This is a genomic window from Streptomyces sp. NPDC031554, from assembly GCF_055580685.1.
Genome location: NZ_JBVIKX010000009.1, coordinates 100,038 through 119,916 on the forward strand (window position 1 = coordinate 100,038; position 19,879 = coordinate 119,916).

The 19,879-nt window shown below is 73.3% G+C and carries 18 protein-coding genes; 6 read left to right on the top strand and 12 right to left on the bottom strand.

Annotation, left to right across the window (positions count from 1 at the left end; all coding sequences use genetic code 11):
• Positions 1-33 precede the first annotated feature (33 nt).
• From ACZ5FU_RS23280 to ACZ5FU_RS23335, 12 genes are all read right to left on the bottom strand, one after another.
• Positions 34-1,569, bottom strand: coding sequence for a glycoside hydrolase family 43 protein (locus ACZ5FU_RS23280; protein ID WP_468837656.1), 1,536 nt, complete (start codon positions 1,567-1,569; stop codon positions 34-36).
• A gap of 11 nt (positions 1,570-1,580) precedes the next feature.
• Positions 1,581-2,432, bottom strand: coding sequence for a DUF6807 domain-containing protein (locus ACZ5FU_RS23285; RefSeq protein WP_451527994.1), 852 nt, complete (start codon positions 2,430-2,432; stop codon positions 1,581-1,583).
• Positions 2,432-3,613: a Gfo/Idh/MocA family protein gene (locus tag ACZ5FU_RS23290; RefSeq protein WP_469046616.1), complete on the bottom strand. Its 1,182-nt coding sequence runs from the start codon at positions 3,611-3,613 to the stop codon at positions 2,432-2,434. The genes ACZ5FU_RS23285 and ACZ5FU_RS23290 overlap by 1 nt, the downstream gene beginning before the upstream one ends.
• A 118-nt stretch (positions 3,614-3,731) precedes the next feature.
• Entirely contained in the window at positions 3,732-4,634 is a 903-nt protein-coding gene (locus ACZ5FU_RS23295) for a carbohydrate ABC transporter permease (RefSeq protein WP_451527992.1), read from the bottom strand.
• Positions 4,631-5,566 carry a carbohydrate ABC transporter permease gene (locus ACZ5FU_RS23300; protein ID WP_451527991.1) on the bottom strand — a complete coding sequence of 312 codons (936 nt, stop codon included), beginning with the start codon at positions 5,564-5,566 and terminating at the stop codon, positions 4,631-4,633. Before ACZ5FU_RS23300 ends, ACZ5FU_RS23295 begins: the two co-directional genes overlap by 4 nt.
• A 157-nt stretch (positions 5,567-5,723) precedes the next feature.
• Positions 5,724-7,460, bottom strand: a complete 1,737-nt coding sequence (gene araD, locus ACZ5FU_RS23305) for an L-arabinonate dehydratase (RefSeq protein ID WP_451527990.1) — start codon at positions 7,458-7,460, stop codon at positions 5,724-5,726.
• Positions 7,457-8,368, bottom strand: a complete 912-nt coding sequence (locus tag ACZ5FU_RS23310) for a dihydrodipicolinate synthase family protein (RefSeq protein WP_451527989.1) — start codon at positions 8,366-8,368, stop codon at positions 7,457-7,459. Before ACZ5FU_RS23310 ends, araD begins: the two co-directional genes overlap by 4 nt.
• Positions 8,365-9,021 (bottom strand): GntR family transcriptional regulator, encoded by a 657-nt coding sequence (locus tag ACZ5FU_RS23315; protein WP_451527988.1) that lies wholly within the window; start codon positions 9,019-9,021, stop codon positions 8,365-8,367. The genes ACZ5FU_RS23310 and ACZ5FU_RS23315 overlap by 4 nt, the downstream gene beginning before the upstream one ends.
• A 145-nt stretch (positions 9,022-9,166) precedes the next feature.
• The gene (locus ACZ5FU_RS23320) at positions 9,167-9,916 is read right to left on the bottom strand and encodes an MBL fold metallo-hydrolase (protein ID WP_468837563.1); all 750 of its coding nucleotides are present in this window, start codon (positions 9,914-9,916) and stop codon (positions 9,167-9,169) included.
• A 442-nt stretch (positions 9,917-10,358) separates the two neighbouring features.
• On the bottom strand, positions 10,359-10,991 hold the full coding sequence (locus tag ACZ5FU_RS23325) for a TIGR03086 family metal-binding protein (protein WP_468837565.1): 633 nt from the start codon (positions 10,989-10,991) through the stop codon (positions 10,359-10,361).
• A gap of 193 nt (positions 10,992-11,184) precedes the next feature.
• A complete protein-coding gene (locus tag ACZ5FU_RS23330; protein ID WP_469046542.1) occupies positions 11,185-12,348 on the bottom strand; it encodes a hypothetical protein in 1,164 nt (387 codons plus the stop codon).
• Entirely contained in the window at positions 12,345-13,286 is a 942-nt protein-coding gene (locus tag ACZ5FU_RS23335) for a 5-dehydro-4-deoxyglucarate dehydratase (RefSeq protein ID WP_451527984.1), read from the bottom strand. The genes ACZ5FU_RS23330 and ACZ5FU_RS23335 overlap by 4 nt, the downstream gene beginning before the upstream one ends.
• A gap of 252 nt (positions 13,287-13,538) precedes the next feature.
• Between ACZ5FU_RS23335 and ACZ5FU_RS23340 the strand changes: the two genes are divergently transcribed.
• From ACZ5FU_RS23340 to ACZ5FU_RS23365, 6 genes are all read left to right on the top strand, one after another.
• Positions 13,539-14,348 (top strand): NAD-dependent epimerase/dehydratase family protein, encoded by an 810-nt coding sequence (locus tag ACZ5FU_RS23340; RefSeq protein ID WP_451527983.1) that lies wholly within the window; start codon positions 13,539-13,541, stop codon positions 14,346-14,348.
• A gap of 270 nt (positions 14,349-14,618) precedes the next feature.
• Complete coding sequence (locus ACZ5FU_RS23345) at positions 14,619-15,389, top strand: DeoR/GlpR family DNA-binding transcription regulator (protein WP_451527982.1); 771 nt, start codon at positions 14,619-14,621, stop codon at positions 15,387-15,389.
• Between the two features lie 159 nt (positions 15,390-15,548).
• Positions 15,549-16,922 (top strand): ABC transporter substrate-binding protein, encoded by a 1,374-nt coding sequence (locus tag ACZ5FU_RS23350; RefSeq protein ID WP_451527981.1) that lies wholly within the window; start codon positions 15,549-15,551, stop codon positions 16,920-16,922.
• Positions 16,919-17,854 carry a carbohydrate ABC transporter permease gene (locus ACZ5FU_RS23355; protein ID WP_451527980.1) on the top strand — a complete coding sequence of 312 codons (936 nt, stop codon included), beginning with the start codon at positions 16,919-16,921 and terminating at the stop codon, positions 17,852-17,854. The genes ACZ5FU_RS23350 and ACZ5FU_RS23355 overlap by 4 nt, the downstream gene beginning before the upstream one ends.
• Positions 17,851-18,693: a carbohydrate ABC transporter permease gene (locus tag ACZ5FU_RS23360; RefSeq protein WP_469046543.1), complete on the top strand. Its 843-nt coding sequence runs from the start codon at positions 17,851-17,853 to the stop codon at positions 18,691-18,693. The genes ACZ5FU_RS23355 and ACZ5FU_RS23360 overlap by 4 nt, the downstream gene beginning before the upstream one ends.
• A complete protein-coding gene (locus tag ACZ5FU_RS23365; protein WP_451527978.1) occupies positions 18,690-19,679 on the top strand; it encodes a zinc-dependent alcohol dehydrogenase family protein in 990 nt (329 codons plus the stop codon). Before ACZ5FU_RS23360 ends, ACZ5FU_RS23365 begins: the two co-directional genes overlap by 4 nt.
• Positions 19,680-19,879 lie beyond the last annotated feature (200 nt).

Genomic DNA, 19,879 nt, shown 5'->3' on the forward strand with positions numbered 1-19,879 from the left:
TGCGGCTCCCGACAGACTGACCGTTGCGGTGGGTTAGAGGGGGCTGATCCTGAAGCGGGTGAACGTGGCGGTCCCGGGACGGCCCGGTCCCTCGGGCGCCAGGGCGAACAGACCGAGCAGGGCGCCGACCCAGCGCCAGGGGGTGGCGGCGAAGACGGGCCCGCTGCGGCGCGGGCCGTCGCCGAGGTCGTAGGCGAAACGGCAGCGGGCGCCGGCGCCGGCCTCGACGCGCAGCCGGACCCTGCCGTGCGGGGCGGGCCGCGGGTGGGCGGCGTCCCGTTCCCTCCCGGCGGCCGCCTCGGCGAAGCGGTGCACCAGGTGGACCGCGCCGTCGGTGCCGCGCTGCAGCCCGATCCAGGCGAAGGCGTCCCCGAGCACCGCGAGTCCGGCCCGTGCTCCGGGCTCCTCGTCGTGCAGCTCCAGCTCCACCTCGACGGCCGACGGGGTGCCGGGCAGCCGCTGGGTGAGCACGTGGGGCAGCCTGCGCAGGTCGTGCGCGTCGGCCGTGCGGACGCAGGACAGGCGCAGTCCGTCGCCCGTGTGCCGGACGGCCCACCCGTCGTGGGGGTCCCCCGGCCCGGGCGGAGCCGGGGGATTGGCCGTCCACTGCCACTGCCGGCCGAACCGTCCGCCGGGGAAGTCGTCGTCGGTGGCGGGCGCGGCGGCGGGCTGCGGGGGCAGGGCGGGCCTGCGGTGCACGGTGACGGGGGCGCCGTCGTCCCCGAGCACCGGCCAGCCGTCGGCCGCCCAGCGCATCGGCTGGAGGTGCACGACCCTGCCGTACGCGCCGCGCTGCTGGAAGTGCAGGAACCAGTCCTCGCCGGACGGGGTGCGCACCCAGCCGCCCTGGTGGGGGCCGTTGACGTCGGTGTCCTTCTGCTCCAGGACGATCCTCTCCTCGTAGGGGCCGAGGAAGTCCCGGGAGCGGAAGGCGCCCTGCCAGCCGGTCTCCACCCCGCCGGCCGGGGCGAGGATCCAGAACCAGCCGTCGTGCCGGTAGAGCTTGGGCCCCTCGAGGGTGAACCAGCCGGGGAGGCGGTCCCCGTCGACGATCACCTCGCCGTCGTCGAGGAGCGAGGTGCCGTCGGGGTGCATCCGGTGGCCGGTGAGGCGGTTCTTGATCCCGGAGCGGGACTTCGCCCAGGCGTGGACCAGATACGCCTCGCCGGTCTCCGTGTCCCACAGGGGGCAGGGGTCGATCAGGCCCCGGCCCTCCTTCAGCAGGTGGGGCCGGGTCCAAGGTCCGGTGATCTCCGGGGCGTTGACCTGGAAGATGCCCTGGTCGGGGTCGCCCCAGAAGATCCAGAAGCGGTCGTCGTGGTGGCGCAGCGAGGGCGCCCAGACCCCGCAGTCGTGGCGCGGGGAGGTGAACGCGGCCTCCGGTTCGAGGCGTTCGAGGGCGTGCCCGACCAGGGTCCAGTCGACCAGGTCGCGGGAGTGCAGCAGCGGCAGGCCGGGGGCGCGGCCGAAGCTGGAGGCGGTGAGGTAGAAGTCGTCGCCGACGCACACCACGTCCGGGTCGGACCAGTCGGCGTTCAGGACCGGGTTCTCGTACGTCGCGCCGGTCACGGCCACGTCCGTCACTGGGCGACCGCCTTCCGGGCGAGGGCGGCCGCCTCGTCGCGGCCGAGACGGCCGTCGGCGACGACGGTGACGACGCGGCGGACGGCGGTGTCGCCGGGGGCGATCACGAGCCGCTCGGCGCAGGCGAGCGAGGAGCCGACGCCGGGGTACTCGGCGGTGCGCACGAACCAGGGGTCGCGGCGGGTGGCGTCGGTGGCGCCCGCGAACACCAGCGTCCAGTCCCGGCCGGTCAGGGCGAGCCAGTCGGCGCGTCCGCCGTGCACCCCGGCCTCTCCCTCGGCGGTGGCGGTGAAGACGTCGGGGGCCCGGTCCTCCTTGCGGGCGCGCCAGAAGAAGCCGCCGTAGGCCGCGCCGGGGCGCCCGTTGGTCGCCGGGCTGCCGATGGTCACCGGGGCCGCGGTGGCGTTGGTGAGGGAGAAGGTGAGGTCCAGGGCCCAGGCGGTGTCGGTGAGCCCGGTGGCCGCGACCGTACGGCGCTCGCGCAGCAGCTCGGTTCCGGCGGCCGTCCAGCGCAGCTCCTCCACGAAGCCGTCGGGGTCGCACAGGGGGAAGCCGGTGTGCCGCTGGACGCCGTGGTTGTCGAGTTCGGTCGGGCCCCGGTCGCGGACGTAGGTGCGGCCGCCCCAGAAGTTGTGCCCCTCGACGTCGGGAACGGCGACACCGACGCCGAGGTGGTGGATGTGGTCGGCGGGGCTCAGTTCGGTGACGGCCGTGCCGGCCAGGGTGGTGACCGGGTGCAGGAAGGGGCGCGGGGAGAGCCGGTCGGGCAGCTCGGGCCGGGTGACGTAGTGGCCGACCGGGCGGCCCGCGACCCGCAGCACGACGGGTGCGTCGGGATCCTGTGCCATCAGGTGTCCACCCCTTCCTGACGTGTGGTCGGGGGCGCCCAGGCGGCGCCCAGCTCGGAGAAGAGGGAGAGGGCGTCGGCGGCGGCGGCGACCAGGCCGTCGACGCCGGGGACGACCCGGCGGTCCTCGCCGGGGAGCCGGTGCCAGGCCCCCTCGGGCAGTTCGAGCGGGTCGGGGGCGACCCGGATCGCCTCGACGACCCGCATGAACGCCTCGGTCGCGGCCGGCGGGACCAGCAGGTCGGCGCCGTCGGTGAGGTGGTCGACGAGGTTCTCCAGCAGGTCGGTGCGGCCGTACTCGAACTCCTCGGGGCCGTGGCCGCCGCGCTGGAGCAGGACGCGGTCCTGCTTGTACCAGAAGGTGATCCGGCCCTGGCTGCCGTGGACGACGACGTACGGGTCGTCGGGGTCCTCCGCGCACAGGGTCGCGGCGACGACGACGGGGCGTCCGCCGGCGGTGGTGATCCGCACGCAGGAGGTGTCGTCGGACTCGATGGCGTTGGCGTGCGCCAGTTCGGTCTCGATGCCGGTGACGTCCTCGGCGCGGGTGACGCCGGCCAGCGCCAGCGCGGTGGCCACGGCGTGCGCGAGCGGGTTGGTGAGGGCGCCGTCGATCACGTCGACGCCGTTCAGCCGCCGCTTCCCGGCCCAGGGCGCGCGCCGGAAGTAGGCCTCCGGGCGGGCCCAGGCGCCGGCCCCGCCGACCCCGGTGACCTCGCCGATCACCCCGTCGCCGATCATCCGGCGGACCGCGGGCAGGGCGTGCGAGCCGAGCGACTGGAAGCCGACCTGGCAGGCCACGCCCGCCTCGGCGACCCCGTCGGCCATCCGGCGGAACTCCGCGTAGGACGGCGCCGGCGGCTTCTCCAGCAGCAGGTGCACGCCCTTGCGGGCCGCGGTCAGCGCCAGGTCGGTGTGGGTGGGGATCGGGGTGCAGACGACGGCGACCCGGGCGCCGGTGCGGTCCAGCAGCTCGCCGAAGTCGGCGGACTGCTCGGGCGCACCGAGGCCCTGGGGGAGCTCGCCGGGGGTGAGCGGGGTCAGCTCGCAGACGCCCGCGAGGCGGACGATGCCCTTGTCCTGGAGACGGCGGATGTTCTCCAGGTGCCAGCGGCCGTGGCCGCGGGCACCGGCGAGGACGACCGGGACGCCGGCGTCCGCCGTGCTCGGCGGGGTGCCCATGGTCAGCGGTTCGGGGGTGCTCACGGGATCCTCCCCTCGCCCGCTCCGTGTGCCGTCCCGGGGCCGTGCGCCGTGTGCGGGGTGTGGGCGCGGCCGGCGACGGCGGGGTGACGGTCGCTCATCCCTTCACCGCCCCCGCGCTGAAGCCGGTGATCAGCCACTTCTGGATGAAGGCGAAGACGAGCACCACCGGGACGGCGGCGATGATGCCGCCGGCGGCGAGGGCGCCGAGGTCGACGCTGTCCGCGCTCATCAGGGTGTTGAGGCCGACCGGGATGGTCTGCTTGCTCTGGTTGTTGAGGAACATCAGGGCGAACAGGAAGTGGTTCCAGGAGTGCACGAAGGCGAAGGAGCCGACGGCGATCAGACCGGGCCGCAGCAGCGGCAGGACGACGATGCGGAAGGCCGTGAGCCGGTTGCACCCGTCGACCCAGGCCGCCTCCTCCAGGGAGTACGGCACGTTCTTGATGAAGTTGCTGATCAGGATCATCGACAGCGGCAGCTGGAACACCGTCTCGGCGATGATCACGCTGGTCAGCGAGTTGATCATCTGGAGTTCGGCGAAGATCTCGAACAGCGGGACCAGGAGCAGCGCGCCCGGCACGAACTGGGAGCAGAGCAGGGCCAGCATGAAGGCGCGCTTGACCTTGAAGTCGAAGCGGGCGAGGGCGTAGCCGCCGGCCAGCGCGACGAGGGTCGTCGTCAGCAGGGTGGCGACGCCGACGAGCAGGCTGTTCTGGAAGTAGGTGCCGAAGCTGCGGTCCGTCCAGACCTTCTCGAAGTGGTCGAAGGTGATCGGCCAGGGCAGGAGCGAGGTGGAGCCGGCCGGGCGCAGCGCGAACAGCAGGATCCAGTAGAAGGGGATCAGCGTGAAGACGAGGTAGATCGACAGCGGCAGGTAGATCTGCCAGCGCGGGGCCTCGTCCCAGGCGCGGTTCTTGCGGCCGCGCGGGTCCGGCTCGGACGCGACGGGGACGCTCACGGGGGTGGGCGCCGCCTCGGTGGCCTCCTTGGTGATCACTTGGCCTCACTTCCGAACTTGCTCAGCCTCAGGTAGACCATCGAGCAGAAGAGCAGGATCACGAACGCGACGGTGGTCAGGGCGGACGCGTAGCCGAAGTTGTGGGCGTCCACGGAGGTGTTGGCGATGTAGAGGGGCAGCGTGGTGGTCTCGCCCGCGGGCCCGCCGCCGGTCAGGGTGTAGAGCAGGTCGACGTTGTTGAACTCCCACACCGCGCGCAGCAGCGTGGACAGGACGATCGCGTCCTTCAGGTGGGGCAGCGTGATGTGCCAGAACTGCTTCAGCCGGCTCGCCCCGTCGACCTCTGCGGCCTCGTACAGGTCCTTCGAGACGGACTGGAGGTCGGCGAGGATGAGGATCGCGAAGAAGGGGACGCCGCGCCACAGGTCGGCGACGACCGCGGCCGGGAAGACCGTCGAGGTGTCCGACAGCCAGCTGGTGCCGTAGCTGCCGATGCCCATGTCCGCGAGGTAACGGGTGATGCCGGTCTGGGAGTTGTAGAGCAGCACCCAGATCGCGGAGGTCAGCACGCCGGAGACGGCCCACGGGGAGAAGACCAGGGCGCGGCCGAGCGAGCGGCCCACGAAGGTCTGGTTGACGATGAGCGCGAGGGCCAGGCCGAACAGCAGCTGGAGCCCGACCTCGACGAACACCCACTTGGCGCTGAAGGTGAGCGTGTCCCAGAACACCGGGTCGTCGGTGAAGGCGTGGACGAAGTTGTCGAAGCCCGCGTAGCCGTTGCGCCACGGTTTGGTGGGGTTGTAGTTCTGCAGGCTGTAGTAGAAGACGCTGATGACCGGGTAGGCGATGAAGCCCAGCATGAGCAGGGCCGCCGGCGCGATCAGCAGGTACGGCAGCCTGCGCGGCGTGGCGGAGGCACGGCGCCGCCGGGCTGGCGCGGGCGGTTTCGCCACGGCTGCGGCTTGGGCCATGACTGTTCTCCGTTTCTGGGTACGTCGTCGTACGTCGTGCTGGCGTGGTGCGGCGCGGTACGCGAGGTGCTCGGGTGGTGGTCGCGCGGTGTTCTCGTGGTGCAGGAAGCGCTTTCTCCCCGGACAGGGGTGTGTCGAGGTGGTTCCGTGGTGCGGGTCAGCCCGCGTAGGGGTCCCGCACGGTGCCCGGACGGGCCAGGAACTCGAAGTCGCAGCCGGTGTCGGCCTGGGTGATCTGTTCGTTGTAGAGCGCGCCGTAGCCGCGTTCGTAGCGGTCGGGCGGCGGCGTCCAGTCGGCCCTGCGCCGCTCCAGCTCCTCGTCGTCCACCTGGAGGTGGAGGGTGCGGGCCTCGACGTCGAGGGTGATCAGGTCACCGGTGCGGACCAGGGCGAGGGGGCCGCCCACGTAGGACTCGGGCGCCACGTGGAGCACGCACGCGCCGTAGCTCGTCCCGCTCATCCGGGCGTCGGAGATGCGGACCATGTCGCGCACGCCCTGCCGGAGCAGGTGGTCGGGGATGGGCAGCATGCCGTACTCGGGCATGCCCGGACCGCCCTTGGGGCCGGCGTTGCGCAGGACCAGCACGCTGTCGGCGGTGATGCCGAGCTCCGGGTCGTTGATGGTGCGCTGCATGGTCCGGTAGTCGTCGAAGACGACCGCGGGGCCGGTGTGCTTGAGCAGGTGCGGCTCGGCCGAGATGTGCTTGATGACCGCGCCGTCCGGGCAGAGGTTGCCGCGCAGGACGGCGACCCCGCCCTCGGCCGCGACCGGGTTGTCCCGCGGCCGGATGACGTCGTCGTGGTGCACCTGCGCGCCGGCGAGCTGCTCGCGCATCGTGTCGTACGACACGGTCGGCCGCTCCAGGTGGAGCAGGTCGGGGATGCGGGAGAGGAACCCGGGCAGACCGCCGGCGAAGTGGAAGTCCTCCATCAGGTACTTCTGTCCGCCGGGCCGGACGTTGGCGAGGACCGGGACCGTGCGGGCGATGCGGTCGAAGTCGTCCAGCGTGAGCTTGACCCCCGCCCGCCCCGCCATGGCGATCAGGTGGATGACGGCGTTGGTGGAGCCGCCGAGGCCGAGGACGGTCGTCACCGCGTCCTCGAAGGCGTCGCGGGTCAGGATGCCCGACAGCCTGCGGTCCCGGTGGACGAGGTCGACGATCGCCATGCCGGCCTTCGCGGCCATCCGGTCGTGCCCGGAGTCCACGGCCGGGATGCTGGAGGCGCCGGGGACGGTGACGCCGAGCGCCTCGGCGGCCGCCGTCAGCGTGGACGCCGTCCCCATCGTCATGCAGTGACCGGGCGAGCGGGCCAGGCCGTTCTCCAGCTCGGCCATCTCGCAGTCGCCGATCAGGCCGGCCCGCTTGTCGTCCCAGTACTTCCACATGTCGGTGCCGGATCCGAGGACCTCGTTGCGCCAGTGGCCCGGCAGCATCGGGCCGGCGGGCACGAAGACGGCCGGCAGGTCGACGCTGGCGGCGCCCATGAGGAGGGCGGGGGTGGTCTTGTCGCAGCCTCCCATCAGGACGGCGCCGTCCACCGGGTAGGACCGCAGCAGCTCCTCGGTCTCCATCGCCAGCATGTTGCGGTAGAGCATGGGGGTCGGCTTCTGGAAGGTCTCGCTGAGGGTGGAGACCGGGAACTCCAGCGGGAAGCCGCCCGCCTGCCACACGCCCCGCTTGACGGCCTGCGCCCGGTCCCGCAGGTGCACGTGGCAGGGGTTGATGTCCGACCAGGTGTTGAGGATCGCGATCACCGGCTTGCCGAGGTGCTCCTCGGGCAGGTAACCGAGCTGGCGGGTGCGGGCGCGGTGGCTGAAGGAGCGCAGGCCCTCCGTGCCGTACCACTGGTGGCTGCGCAGGTCCTCGGGGCGCCTGCGGACGGGCTCGGTCATATGGACCACCCCGCGGCGATGGCGGCGACCTCGGCGCGGTCCGCCTCGGGCAGCGGCCGGCTCGGCGGGCGGACCTCGCGGCGGCACAGGCCGAGGGAGGCGAGGGCCTCCTTGACGACGGTGACGTTGTTGGCGGAGCCGTTGGCCGCGCGCAGTTCCTCGAAGCGGCGGATCTGCTCCCAGACCTTCATCGCGGCCGGGTAGTCGCCGGACCGCAGCGCCTCGAGCATGTTCAGCGAGACGGCCGGGGCGACGTTCACCAGCCCCGAGGTGAATCCGGTGGCGCCGGCGGAGAAGTAGGAGGGGGCGTACGGCTCGGCGAGGCCGGCCACCCAGACGAACCGCTCGAGACCCGCGTCCCGGGCGAACGCGGCGAACCGGGAGGCGTCCGGGACGGCGTACTTCACGCCGATCACGTTCGGGCAGGCGTCGGCGAGTTCGGCGAGGCGGGCGCCGGCGAGCTGCGCGTTGCGGATGTAGGGGACGACGCCCAGCTCGGGCACCGCCTCGGCGATGGCACGGTGGTAGTCGACCCAGCCGCTCTGCGAGACGTAGGGGTGCACGGGCTGGTGGACCATCACCATGCCCGCACCGAGTTCACGGGCGTGCCGGGCGGAGGCGACGGCGGTGGGCACGTCGTGTCCGACGCCGACCAGGACCACCGCGCGGTCCCCGGTCTCCTCGATCGTCAGTTCCGTGACGAGACGGCGCTCCTCGGGGGTGAGGGCGTAGAACTCGCCGGTGTTGCCGTTGGGGGTGAGGGTCCTGATCCCGCCGTCGAGCAGACGGCGCAGCAGGGCCCGGTGGACGTCCCGGTCGACGGAGCCGTCCTCGGCGAACGGGGTCACCGGGATGGCCACGACGTCGGCGAGCGCCGCACGTTGGGTCTCGAACGCCACGCTGCTCATTCCTGACCTTCCTCTGCCTGGGTGCCGGGGAACGCCCGGTGGACGAACGACGCGATGTGGGCGTGCAGGGCGCGGGCCGCGCCGTCGGCGTCGCCGCCCAGGGCGAGCCGCAGGATCTCGCGGTGCTCGCCCGCCTCCCGCTCCCAGGAGGGGGAGGCGGCCCAGGCGACGGCCGAGACCAGGGCGGCCTGGTCGCGGACCTCGTCGAGCATCCGGCCGAGCAGCGGGTTGCCGCACGGCAGGTACAGCGCGCGGTGGAACTCCCGGTTGGCCAGGGAGCGTTCGGCGGTGTCGGTCGCCTCGTCGGCCATGGTGAGCGCCGCGCGGGCGGCGTCCAGGGAGGCACCGCGGCGCACGGCCCGCTTCAGCGCCTCGGGTTCGAGGAGCAGTCGCACGTCGTAGACCTCGCGCGCCATGTCCGCGTCCACCATGCGCACCGTGACGCCCTTGTACTGGCTCATGACGACCAGTCCGGTGCCGGCCAGGGTCTTGAGCGCCTCGCGCACCGGGGTCTTGGAGACCCCGAACTGCGCGGCCAGCTCGGTCTCGACCAGCGCCTGGCCAGGGGTCAGCTGCCCGGTGAGGATGCGGCGTTTGATCTCCTCCAGCACGTACTGCGTGCGGGAGGGGATCGGCGTGGGCACAGAGGTCATGCGCGCCTCTCGGTGTCGCGTATCTGATCTCGCGTATCGCGTCTCATATATGACGTACGAAGTACGACGGGATGAAGGTAGGAGGGGCGCTGTGTTTCGTCAATGCTTCTGACAGAGGAAGTCGAGGTTGCTTCTCCCCGCCCCGTCAGAGGGAGAAGGTCTCGCCCTCGCGCGCGGCGGCGGTCCGCCCGCCGAAGACCGGTGCGGCGCGGTCGGCCGCGGCCTCCCGGGTGAGGGTGGGTCCCACGTGGGTGACGAGCAGTTCCCGCGCGCCCTTCGCACAGGCGCCGGCGTCCTCCGGAGTCAGGTGCACCCGCTGTTCGCTTTCGCCATGTGCGTCGATGTCGGCCTCGCACAGGAACAGGTCGGCTCCCCGCGCGAGTTCGGCGAGCGCCTCGCACGGTCCGCTGTCTCCCGAGTAGGCGAGCACGCTGCCCTGGCACGCGGCGCGCAGCCCGTACGCCTCGGTGCCGTGGAGCACCGCGCGGGAGGTGAGGCGCAGGTTCCCGTGGCGGACGGTGTGCCCGTCGTGCAGCGGCCTGAAGTCGAGGATCCCGTCCAGGAAGCGCACGTCCGGCCGGCCGAGGAAGCCCGCCAGGCGCCGGGCGCAGTCGCGCGGCGCGTACACCGGCACCGGGGCCGGCGGGGTCATGCCGCCGAACGCGAAGGCGTAGGCGGCGGCGAGGAGGTCCGCGCTGTGATCGGCGTGCAGGTGCGAGATCCAGATCGCGGTGAGCCGCCGCGGATCCGTGTGCCTCTGCAACTCGGCGAACGTCCCCGGTCCGGCGTCCACCCACACCTCGGCGCCCCCGCCCCGCACCAGGTAGCCGGAGCAGGGCCGTCCCGGCCCGGGGTGCGGAGAGGCGGTACCGAGGACGGTGAGGCTGAGGGGCATGGAGGGAGGGTACGTACCACGCCGCCGGACCGCGCCCGGATCACGTCCGTCTACGGTTTCTTCGGCGGAGGCGTCCACGACGCCGCCCCGGAGTGCTGCGGCGGTGCCACGCGGGTGCCGCGGGTGCCGCCGACGGGACTTCCGCGGCAGCCTATGAGCGGACCGGGGCGGGCCGGGCGGCGCGGGCGAGCGGGCAGGGGCGGGGCGGGCCGGACCTGATCCGCGGCCAACAGACCGGACCGCGCCGGGGCGGGGCGGGCGAACCGGATGAGCGGACCGGACCGGGGGCGAGCCGACCGGGACAAGGCGAGCCGGACCTGGCCGGGCAGACCGGGGCGGGGCGCGTGCGGGGCGCACCCGGCCGGGCGGCCGTGCCCCGCACGGGCCACGGTCGTGCGCCCGTCCCCGCCGGGGCCACGCCCTTCCGCCGCCCCTCTCCCCCTCACGCCCGCCCGGGGGTCCAGGCCGGGTCGCGGCCGCTCAGGCCGATCGTGCGGTCCAGGAGGGGGGCGTCCGGCGGGACCGGTACGACGGGACCGAAGACGCCCGCGCCGCCGGCGGGGTCCTCGGCGGCGGCCAGCAGGAAGGCGTGGGACGCCCGCAGCGCGGCCGGGTCGGGGGTGTAGTCCTGGCCGGTGGCGCGGGCGAGGTCCCAGCCGTGGACGACCAGTTCGTCGACCGCGACGGCGATCGCGACCTCGGCCGGCAGGTCGATCCCGCCGGCGCGGGTCAGGCCGGTCCGGGCGGCGGGCTCCCGCCAGGCCTCGACGAGTTCGCCGAGGACGCGGGGCAGCTCCTCGCGCCGGCCGGGGCCGAGGTCGGGCGGGGTGCCGGGAGGGGTGTCGGTGGTCGGTCCGAGGTCCTTGCGGGCGGCGTCGCGGAAGGCGACGGCGAGGCCGGTGAGGTGGCCCAGCAGGTCGCGGACCGCGTACGCGGGGCAGGGCGTCCCGTCCGCGAGCCGGTCGTCCCGCACGGCCGCCGCGAGCCGGGCCACCACCTCGGCCTGCGCCCCGAGGTCGAGGACCGTCCCGCCGGTGCCGGTGCCGGTTTCGGTGTCTGTGTCGGTGTGGGTCATCTGTCGCTCCTCCGGGTCGGTGCCTGAAGGGAAGACCGGCGGAGCGGCCCGGACTCATCGCGGGGCGGACCCCCTCCTCGCCGCGGCCCGGCGCCCCACGGCGATCACGGGGGTGACGACCCCTCCGCCGACCCGCGCCCGCACCCCGTGCCCCGTCCCCGCTGCCGGCCCGCCCCCTCGCCGCCGCGCCGGATCAGAGCGCGGCGAGTCCCTCGCGGACCGCCTCCAGGTCGGCGTCCGAGGCCAGTCCCGCGTGGTACAGCCGGATCTCCGTGGCGCCCAGCTCCCGCGCGCGTGCCGCGTCCTCGGCGAGCGTGCCGGGGCTGCCGCCCATGCCGGAGACGACGGTGAGGTTGGCGGCGATCACGGCGTTCTCGCGGCGCTGCCGCGCGAACGGTTCCAGGAGCACGGGACCGCCCGCGCAGGGCACGACCACGCCGTCGGCCACCGACAGGATGTGCGCGGGGTCGACGCCCGGGTTGGCACCGACGCGGTGGGACACCGGGTCGGCGTGCAGGAGCACCTGGAAGCCCTCGGGTGCCGCCGCGCGGACGGCGGCGACGGCCTCCTCCTGGAGCGAGCGGGCGGTCGCGTCCCGCCACGCGCGCGTGGCCGCCGCCGGCTCCGCGCCGAGCAGCTTCTCCACGCCGGCCCAGCCCCCGTCGTCCGGCAGCCCCCGCCACACCGGTTCCAGCGCGGTCCGCACCGCCGCCGCCAGCTCGTCGGCGTCCAGGCCCAGGTCGTCGTAGCCGGTCCGGCAGGCGGGGCAGAAGCAGAGCGACATCAGGTACTGCCCGGCCTCGCCGAGCCCGACCCCGCCGGTCTTGTCGTGGGCGTGCAGGTGCTGGAGGCCGTACCAGCCGAGGGACTCCAGTTCGGTGCCGGCCGCGCCGGGCCGTACGGCGGCCTCGGCGGCCAGGTCGACGAGGTACGCGCGCGTGGCGGGCTGCGCGATGCACGGGGCCCACGGGTACCGGTCGCCGTACGCGTTGACGACGGAGGTCCGCGGGTGCTCGGCACCCAGCCGGGAGTTGTGGGCGAGGACGACCCAGCTGTGCACCTCCAGGCCGGCCCGTGCGAGCGCGCCGGCGGCCTCGCCGTACGCGTCGCCGGGCGCCCAGTCCCCGGCCGGGTACGGGCGCAGCGCGCGGCCGTGCCAGCGGCTGCCGGCCGGGTACAGCACGGCCGCGTGCTCGGCGGTGACGACGCGGTGGCGGGGGTGGCGGGGGGTGAGGGCGCGGGTGGAGTGGTAGGCGGCGGCCAGGGTGACCTGCCGGACGCCGAGCGCGGCGATCCGGTCCGGCGCCGCCGGGTCGCCGTTGACGTCCCAGGGGTAGACGAACGTCGACGCCTTCACTTGTCCTCCTCCAGCAGCGCGTACCCGCGGTCGATCAGCTGCGCGAGCTGTTTGACGTGGTCCTCGTCGGGTTCGTGCAGCGGGGGCCGCACCTCGCCCACGTCCAGGCCGCGCAGCCGTACGCCCGCCTTGACGAGGGAGACCGCGTAGCCGCGGCCCCGGGCGCGCAGTTCGACGAAGGGGCGGTAGAAGCCGTCGAGGAGGCGGTGCGCGGTGCTCTCGTCGCCGGTGGCGAGCGCCCGGTGGAAGGCGAGGGCGATCTCGGGGGCGAAGCAGAACACGGCGGACGAGTAGAGGGTGACGCCGATGGCGGCGTAGGCGAGCTGGGTCTGCTCGGCGGTCGGCAGGCCGTTGAAGTAGAGGAAGTCGCCGGGGGCCTCGGTGCGGACGGCGCTGACGATGCGCTGCATGAGGTCGAGGTCGCCGAGCCCGTCCTTGATCCCGATGATCCCGTCGGTGCGGGCCAGCGCGACGGCCGTCCCCGGCGTCAGGACGGCGTTGTCGCGCTGGTAGACGATCACCGGCAGCGGGGTCGCGGCGGCCAGCTCCCGGTAGTGCCGCAGCAGCCCCTCCTGGCCGGCGACCACGAGGTACGGCGGCATCGCGAGCAGCCCGTCCGCCCCGGCGGCCTGCGCCAGACGCGCGTAGCGCACCGCGAGCGCGGTCCCGTAGCCGGCGCCGGCGACCACGGGCACGCGTCCGGCCGTCTCGTCCACGGCCGCGCGCACGCACGTCTCGAACTCCTCGGGGGTGAGCGCGTGGAACTCCCCGGTGCCGCAGCAGGCGAAGACGGCCGCCGCCCCCGCCTCGATGCCGCGGCGCACGTGCGCGCGGTAGGTGTCGAGGTCGAGGGAGCCGTCGGGGCCGTAGGCGGTGACGGGGAAGAACAGTGGTCCGCTGGGGACGCGCAGACGTGCGGCGAGCGGGGCTGGCGTCACGGGCTCTCCCTAGGACGACGCGTGCGTTCTTCTGACTAATGTCCACATCTATGAACGGACTCACCCTATGAAGGCCCCCAACCCCCGGTCAAGCGCGCAAACCACCAGACGGGAGCCGATTCTCCGGGTCCGCGAGACACTTGACGCGACGGGCGGGAGATCCTTAGCGTGTCCATGCATGTGAATGAAGTCCACGGATACGGCCGTCGGGCCCGTCGCCCGCCGTACCCGCCGACCCAAGGAGATCCGAGGATGCCCGCTCCGCGCACCGTCCTGCTCACCGGCGCCGCCGGAGGCCTGGGCACCCTGATGCGGGAGCTGCTCCCCGCGTACGGCTACGAGCTGCGTCTTCTGGACCTGCGCCCGATCGAGGGCGAGCCGGAGGCGATCGTCGCCGACCTCGCCGACCCCGGCGCCGTGCGGGAGGCCGTGCGGGGCGTCGACGCGATCATCCACCTGGCGGGCATCTCCCTGGAAGCCCCCTTCGACAAGATCCTCGGCGCCAACATCGTCGGCACCCACCACCTGTACGAGGCCGCCCGCGAGGAGGGCGTACGGCGCGTCGTCTTCGCCTCCTCCAACCACGCGGTGGGCTTCACCCCCCGCCCTCGGGGCGACGACCCCCTCATCCCCGTCGAGACCCCGCACCGCCCGGACACCTTCTACGGCCTGTCCAAGGCCTTCGGCGAGGACCTCGCCCAGTTCTACTGGGACAAGCACGGCGTGGAGACCGTCTCGGTGCGCATCGGCTCCTGCTTCCCGGAGCCGACCAGCGTGCGGATGCTGTCGGTGTGGATGAGCCCGGCCGACGGCGCCCGGTTGTTCCACGCCGCCCTGACCGCCGAGGGCGTCGGACACACCGTGGTCCACGGCTCCTCCGCCAACACCCGGCTGTGGTGGGACCTGACCAGCGCGCGGGCGCTCGGCTACGAGCCGCGCGACGACTCCGAGCCGTGGGCCGCGAAGCTGATCGCCGAACAGGGCGAGCTGGACCCGGAGAATGTCGCGCACGCCCACCTCGGCGGCCACTTCGTCAACGACCCGCCGATCTGGCCGTACTGACGCCCCACGGGAGCGGTACGGCGGCGGGCGGGCACCGAACGGGCCCGCCCGCCGCCGCTTTCGGGCGCCCGTTCTGCCCGAACAGCCGCCCGCCGCCACGGCCGCGCAGGTCCGCGGCGGGCACCGGCCGCACCGAACGGGCACAGACGGGCCGCATCGGGCCCGCGACAGGCCTGGCCACCGCATCGCCCCCGTTGTAGAACTTCCCTCACGGGCTCCACCGGGCCCGAACGGGCAGAAACGGGCGGACGGAGGAGCGAGGTGACGGCGGTGACCCCGAGGACGGCGGAGGAGCGGCAGCGGGAGATCGTGCGGACCGCGCGCGCCACCGGTTCGGTCGACGTCGCCGCGCTCGCCGCCGATCTGGGCGTGGCCAAGGAGACCGTACGGCGGGACCTGCGCGCCCTGGAGGACCACGGCCTGGTGCGGCGTACGCACGGTGGCGCGTATCCGGTGGAGAGCGCCGGTTTCGAGACGACCCTCGCCTTCCGCGCCACCAGTCACGTGCCCGAGAAGCGCCGGATCGCCGCCGCGGCGGCCGGACTCCTCGGGGACGCCGAGACGGTCTTCGTCGACGAGGGCTTCACCCCGCAGCTCATCGCGGAGGCGCTGCCCCGGGACCGGCCGCTGACCGTGGTCACCGCCTCCCTGCCGGTCGCGGGCGCCCTCGCCGGCGCCGGCAACGTGTCCGTCCTGCTGCTGGGGGGCCGGGTCCGGTCCGGCACCCTGGCGACGGTGGACCACTGGACGACGAGGATGCTCGCGGGCTTCGTCGTCGACCTCGCCTACATCGGCGCCAACGGCATCTCCCGTGAACACGGGCTCACCACCCCCGACCCGGCCGTCGGGGAGGTCAAGGCACAGGCGGTGCGGGCCGCCCGCCGCACGGTGTTCGTCGGGGTGCACACCAAGTTCGGCGCGGTCAGTTTCTGCCGGTTCGCCGAGGTCGGCTCGCTGGAGGCGATCGTGACGAGCACGCTGCTGCCGGCCCCCGAGGCCCACCGCTACTCCCTGCTGGGCCCCCAGGTCGTCCGCGTCTGAGGAACCGGCGCACCGGCCGGACACACGCCCGAGGAATCCCGAGAACCCGTCGGCTCCCCCACCGGGGCCGCTCCCCCACCCCCTCACGCCCTTTTTCGCACCCCCTGCCTCCCCCACCCCCGACACACCCCACACACCCCACACGTCCAGGAGTGATCCATGCGAACCCCGAGCCGACGGCGGCCACCGCGAGCCACGCTCGCCCTGGCCGCCGCAGGGACGCTGCTCGCCCCGCTGCTCTCCGGCTGCTGGACCGGAGCCGGCGGGGCCGGATCGGGCGGCGATTCCCTCAACGTCCTCATGGTCAACAACCCCCAGATGGCCGAGCTGCAGAAACTCACCGCCGCCCACTTCACCGAGGACACCGGCATCAAGGTGAACTTCACCGTCCTGCCGGAGAACGACGTCCGCGACAAGATCAGCCAGGACTTCGCCAACCAGGCCGGCCAGTACGACGTGGCGACCCTGTCCAACTACGAGATACCGATCTACGCCCGCAACGGCTGGCTGCACGAGATGGACTCCTACGTCGCCGGGGACCCTGCCTACGACGAGCAGGACGTCCTCGCCCCGATGCGCGAGTCGCTCACCGCCGACGACGGCAAGCTCTACGGCCAGCCCTTCTACGGCGAGTCGTCCTTCCTGATGTACCGCAAGGACGTCTTCGACAAGGCCGGCCTGACGATGCCCGAGCGCCCCACCTGGACCCAGGTGGCCGACCTGGCTGCGAAGGCCGACGGGGCCGAGCCCGGCATGAAGGGCATCTGCCTGCGCGGACTGCCCGGCTGGGGCGAGGTGATGGCACCGCTCACCACCGTCGTGAACACCTTCGGCGGGACCTGGTTCGACGAGGACTGGAAAGCACGCCTGGACTCGCCCGAGTTCGGGAAGGCGACGAAGTTCTACGTGGACCTCGTCCGCGAGCACGGCGAGTCCGGCGCCGCCCAGTCCGGTTTCGCCGAGTGCCTCAACAACATGACCCAGGGCAAGGTCGCCATGTGGTACGACGCCACCTCCGCCGCCGGTTCCCTGGAGGCGGCGAACTCCCCGGTCAAGGGCAAGATGGGCTACGCCCCCGCCCCCGTCGAGAAGACCGGGACCTCCGGCTGGCTCTACACCTGGGCCTGGGGCATCCAGAAGGCCTCCCGCAACGCCGACAAGGCCTGGCAGTTCGTCTCCTGGGCCTCCGGCAAGGAGTACGAGCAGCTGGTCGGCGAGCGGGTCGGCTGGGCGGACGTCCCCGCCGGCAAGCGCGCCTCGACGTACGCCAACGCCGCCTACCGGGCCGAGGCGTCCGCCTTCCAGGACATGACCAAGGCCGCCATCGAGGGCGCCCGCCCCCGCGACCCCGGCGTGCAGCCGCGGCCCGCGCCCGGCATCCAGTTCGTCGGCATCCCCGAGTTCACCGACCTCGGCACCAAGGTCTCCCAGGAGATCAGCGCGGCCATCGCCGGACGCCAGTCCGTCGAGTCGGCCCTGAGGAAGTCCCAGCAGCTCGCCGAGCGCGTCTCCGAGGAGTACGAGGGCCGATGACCGCCACGACGACGGCCCCCGTGGCCACCCCGCTGCCGGCCGGGCGCCGGCCCTCCGCCCGGCTGCGCGCATGGGCCACCCGCGCCCCGCTGCTGCCCGCCCTGATCTTCATGATCGTCGTCACCCAGCTCCCGTTCGTGGCCACGCTGGTGATCTCCTTCTACGACTGGAACGCCCTCTACCCCGACGCCCGGAGCTTCACCGGTCTCGGGAACTACCGGGAGGTCCTCACCGACGAGGCCCTGCGCAGGTCGGTGTGGACGACGGTCCTGCTGACGGTGGCGGTGGTACTGGCCAGCCTCGTCCTCGGTCTGCTCCTCGCCCTCCTGCTGGACCGCAGGTTCCGCGGCCGGGGCCTCGTGCGCACCCTGCTGATCGCCCCGTTCCTGGTGGTCCCGGTGGCCGCGGCGCTGCTGTGGAAGCACGTCCTCTACAACCCCGAGTACGGCCTGCTCAACGGCCTGCTGCACTACGTGGGCGGCCCCCAGCCGGACTGGATCTCCGACACCCCGCTGCTCGCCGTCGAGGCCTCGCTGGTGTGGCAGTGGACCCCCTTCATGATGCTGATCCTGCTGGCCGGCCTGCAGAGCCGGGACCAGCAGCAGATGGAGGCCGCCCGGGTGGACGGGGCGAGCGACTGGCAGATCTTCCGCCACCTGACCCTGCCCCACCTGCGCCGCTACCTCGAGCTGGGCGCCCTGCTCGGCTCGATCTACATCGTGCAGAACTTCGACGCGGTCTTCACCCTCACGTCCGGCGGCCTGGGCACCGCCAACCTGCCCTACACCGTCTACCAGAGCTTCTACCAGGCCCACGAGAACGGCCTCGCCTCGGCCGCGGGCGTCCTGGTGGTCATCGGCTCGATCGTCATCGCCACCTTCGCGCTGCGCGTGGTGTCGTCCCTGTTCCGCGAGGAGGTGTCGCGCGCATGAACGCGCCGACCGTACGGGCCCGCCGCAAGGGCGCCGGGCTCGGCCTGCTGGCCTGGCTGGCCGGGATCGTCTTCTTCCTGCCCATCGCGTGGATGGCGCTGACCTCCTTCCACTCCGAGGAGGACGCGGCGACCAACCCGCCCTCCTTCACGGCGTCGCTCACGCTGGACGGCTACCGCGAGTTCTTCGGCACGGACGGCGGGGCCAGCCCCTGGCCGGCGCTGGTCAACTCGATGGTGGCCTCGGTGGCGTCGACGCTGCTGGTGCTGCTGCTGGCCGTCCCGGCGGCCTACGCGCTCTCGATCCGCCCGGTGCGCAAGTGGACGGACGTGCTGTTCTTCTTCCTGTCGACGAAGATGCTGCCGGCCGTCGCGGGCCTGCTGCCGATCTACCTCTTCGCGAGGGACACCGGCCTGCTCGACAACATCTGGCTGCTGGTCGTGCTCTACACCTGCATGAACCTGCCGATCGCGGTGTGGATGATGCAGTCGTTCCTCGCCGAGGTCCCGGTGGCGGTCATCGAGGCGGCCCGGGTGGACGGGGCCCGCCTGCCCACGGTCCTCACGCGGGTGGTGGGCCCGATCGCGCTGCCCGGCATCGCGGCCACGGCCCTCATCTGCTTCATCTTCAGCTGGAACGAGCTGCTGTTCGCCCGGGTCCTCACGGGCGTCGTCGCCGAGACCGCCCCGGTCTTCCTGACCGGCTTCATCACCAGCCAGGGCCTGTTCCTGGCGAAGGTGTGCGCCGCGTCGCTCGTCATCTCCCTGCCGGTGCTCGCCGCGGGGTTCGCCGCCCAGGACAAGCTGGTCCAGGGCCTGTCGTTGGGAGCCGTGAAATGAAGGCCGCCGTCATCGAGTCCCTCGGCCGCGCCGTCGTCACCGAGGTCCCGGACCCCACCCCCGGCCCCCGCGACGTCGTCGTCGAGGTCGCCGCCTGCGGACTGTGCGGCACCGATCTGCACATCCTCCAGGGCGAGTTCGCGCCCAAGCTGCCGATCGTGCCGGGCCACGAGTTCGCCGGCACGGTGGTGGGGGCCGGCGCCCAGGTCACCGAGGTGGCGGTGGGCGACCGGGTGGCCGTCGACCCGTCCCTGTACTGCCACGAGTGCCGCTACTGCCGCACCGGCCGCGACAACCTCTGCGAGCGCTGGGCGGCGATCGGCGTGACGACGGCCGGCGGCGCGGCCCAGTACGCGGTGGCGCCGGTGGCGAACTGCGTGAAGCTGCCCGAACACGTCCGCACCGAGGACGCGGCTCTGATCGAGCCCCTCTCCTGCGCGGTGCGCGGCTACGACGTGCTCCGCTCGCGGCTCGGCGCGCACGTGCTGATCTACGGGTCCGGGACCATGGGCCTGATGATGCTGGAGCTGGCGAAGCGGACCGGTGCGGCGAGCGTGGACGTGGTGGACCTGAACCCGGCACGGCTGGAGACGGCGCGGCGGCTGGGGGTCTCCGCGTCGGCGGCGACCCCGGACGAGCTGGACCGGCCCCAGGGGTGGGACCTCGTCATCGACGCGACCGGGAACGCGGCGGCGATCCAGGACGGGCTGGACCGTGTCTCCAAGGCCGGCACGTTCCTGCAGTTCGGGGTCGCCGACTACGCGACGCGGGTGACGATCGATCCGTACCGGATCTACAACCAGGAGATCACGATCACGGGGTCCATGGCCGTCCTGCACAGCTACGAGCGGGCGGCGGAGCTGTTCGCGAACGGGGTGCTGGACCCCGACGTCTTCATCAGCGACCGGCTCCCCCTGGACCGGTACCCCCAGGCCCTGGAGCAGTTCGCCGCGGGCGTGGGCCGGAAGATCGTGGTGGTCCCGTAGCGGACCGCCCCGTCCCGTCCCCGGGCGAGGCCCTCGGTTCCCGCTCCCCGGACGCCGCAGGGAGCGGGAGCCGGCCCGTCCGGCGTCCGGGGACGAGGGCCGTCCGGCCTCGTCCGGGGACGAGGCCCGTCCGGGGCCGGAGCGGGGTCCGCGGGGGCGCCGCCCCCCGATCGGACCACAGGTAAGGGAACGGTAAAACG

Coding starts and splice junctions, on each gene's coding strand:
- ACZ5FU_RS23285 (WP_451527994.1), bottom strand. CDS start 2,432: ATGGCACAGGATCCCGACGCACCCGTCGTGCTGCGGGTCGCGGGCCGC.
- ACZ5FU_RS23290 (WP_469046616.1), bottom strand. CDS start 3,613: ATGGGCACCCCGCCGAGCACGGCGGACGCCGGCGTCCCGGTCGTCCTC.
- ACZ5FU_RS23300 (WP_451527991.1), bottom strand. CDS start 5,566: ATGGCCCAAGCCGCAGCCGTGGCGAAACCGCCCGCGCCAGCCCGGCGG.
- araD (WP_451527990.1), bottom strand. CDS start 7,460: ATGACCGAGCCCGTCCGCAGGCGCCCCGAGGACCTGCGCAGCCACCAG.
- ACZ5FU_RS23310 (WP_451527989.1), bottom strand. CDS start 8,368: ATGAGCAGCGTGGCGTTCGAGACCCAACGTGCGGCGCTCGCCGACGTC.
- ACZ5FU_RS23315 (WP_451527988.1), bottom strand. CDS start 9,021: ATGACCTCTGTGCCCACGCCGATCCCCTCCCGCACGCAGTACGTGCTG.
- ACZ5FU_RS23320 (WP_468837563.1), bottom strand. CDS start 9,916: ATGCCCCTCAGCCTCACCGTCCTCGGTACCGCCTCTCCGCACCCCGGG.
- ACZ5FU_RS23325 (WP_468837565.1), bottom strand. CDS start 10,991: ATGACCCACACCGACACAGACACCGAAACCGGCACCGGCACCGGCGGG.
- ACZ5FU_RS23340 (WP_451527983.1), top strand. CDS start 13,539: ATGCCCGCTCCGCGCACCGTCCTGCTCACCGGCGCCGCCGGAGGCCTG.
- ACZ5FU_RS23350 (WP_451527981.1), top strand. CDS start 15,549: ATGCGAACCCCGAGCCGACGGCGGCCACCGCGAGCCACGCTCGCCCTG.
- ACZ5FU_RS23355 (WP_451527980.1), top strand. CDS start 16,919: ATGACCGCCACGACGACGGCCCCCGTGGCCACCCCGCTGCCGGCCGGG.
- ACZ5FU_RS23360 (WP_469046543.1), top strand. CDS start 17,851: ATGAACGCGCCGACCGTACGGGCCCGCCGCAAGGGCGCCGGGCTCGGC.
- ACZ5FU_RS23365 (WP_451527978.1), top strand. CDS start 18,690: ATGAAGGCCGCCGTCATCGAGTCCCTCGGCCGCGCCGTCGTCACCGAG.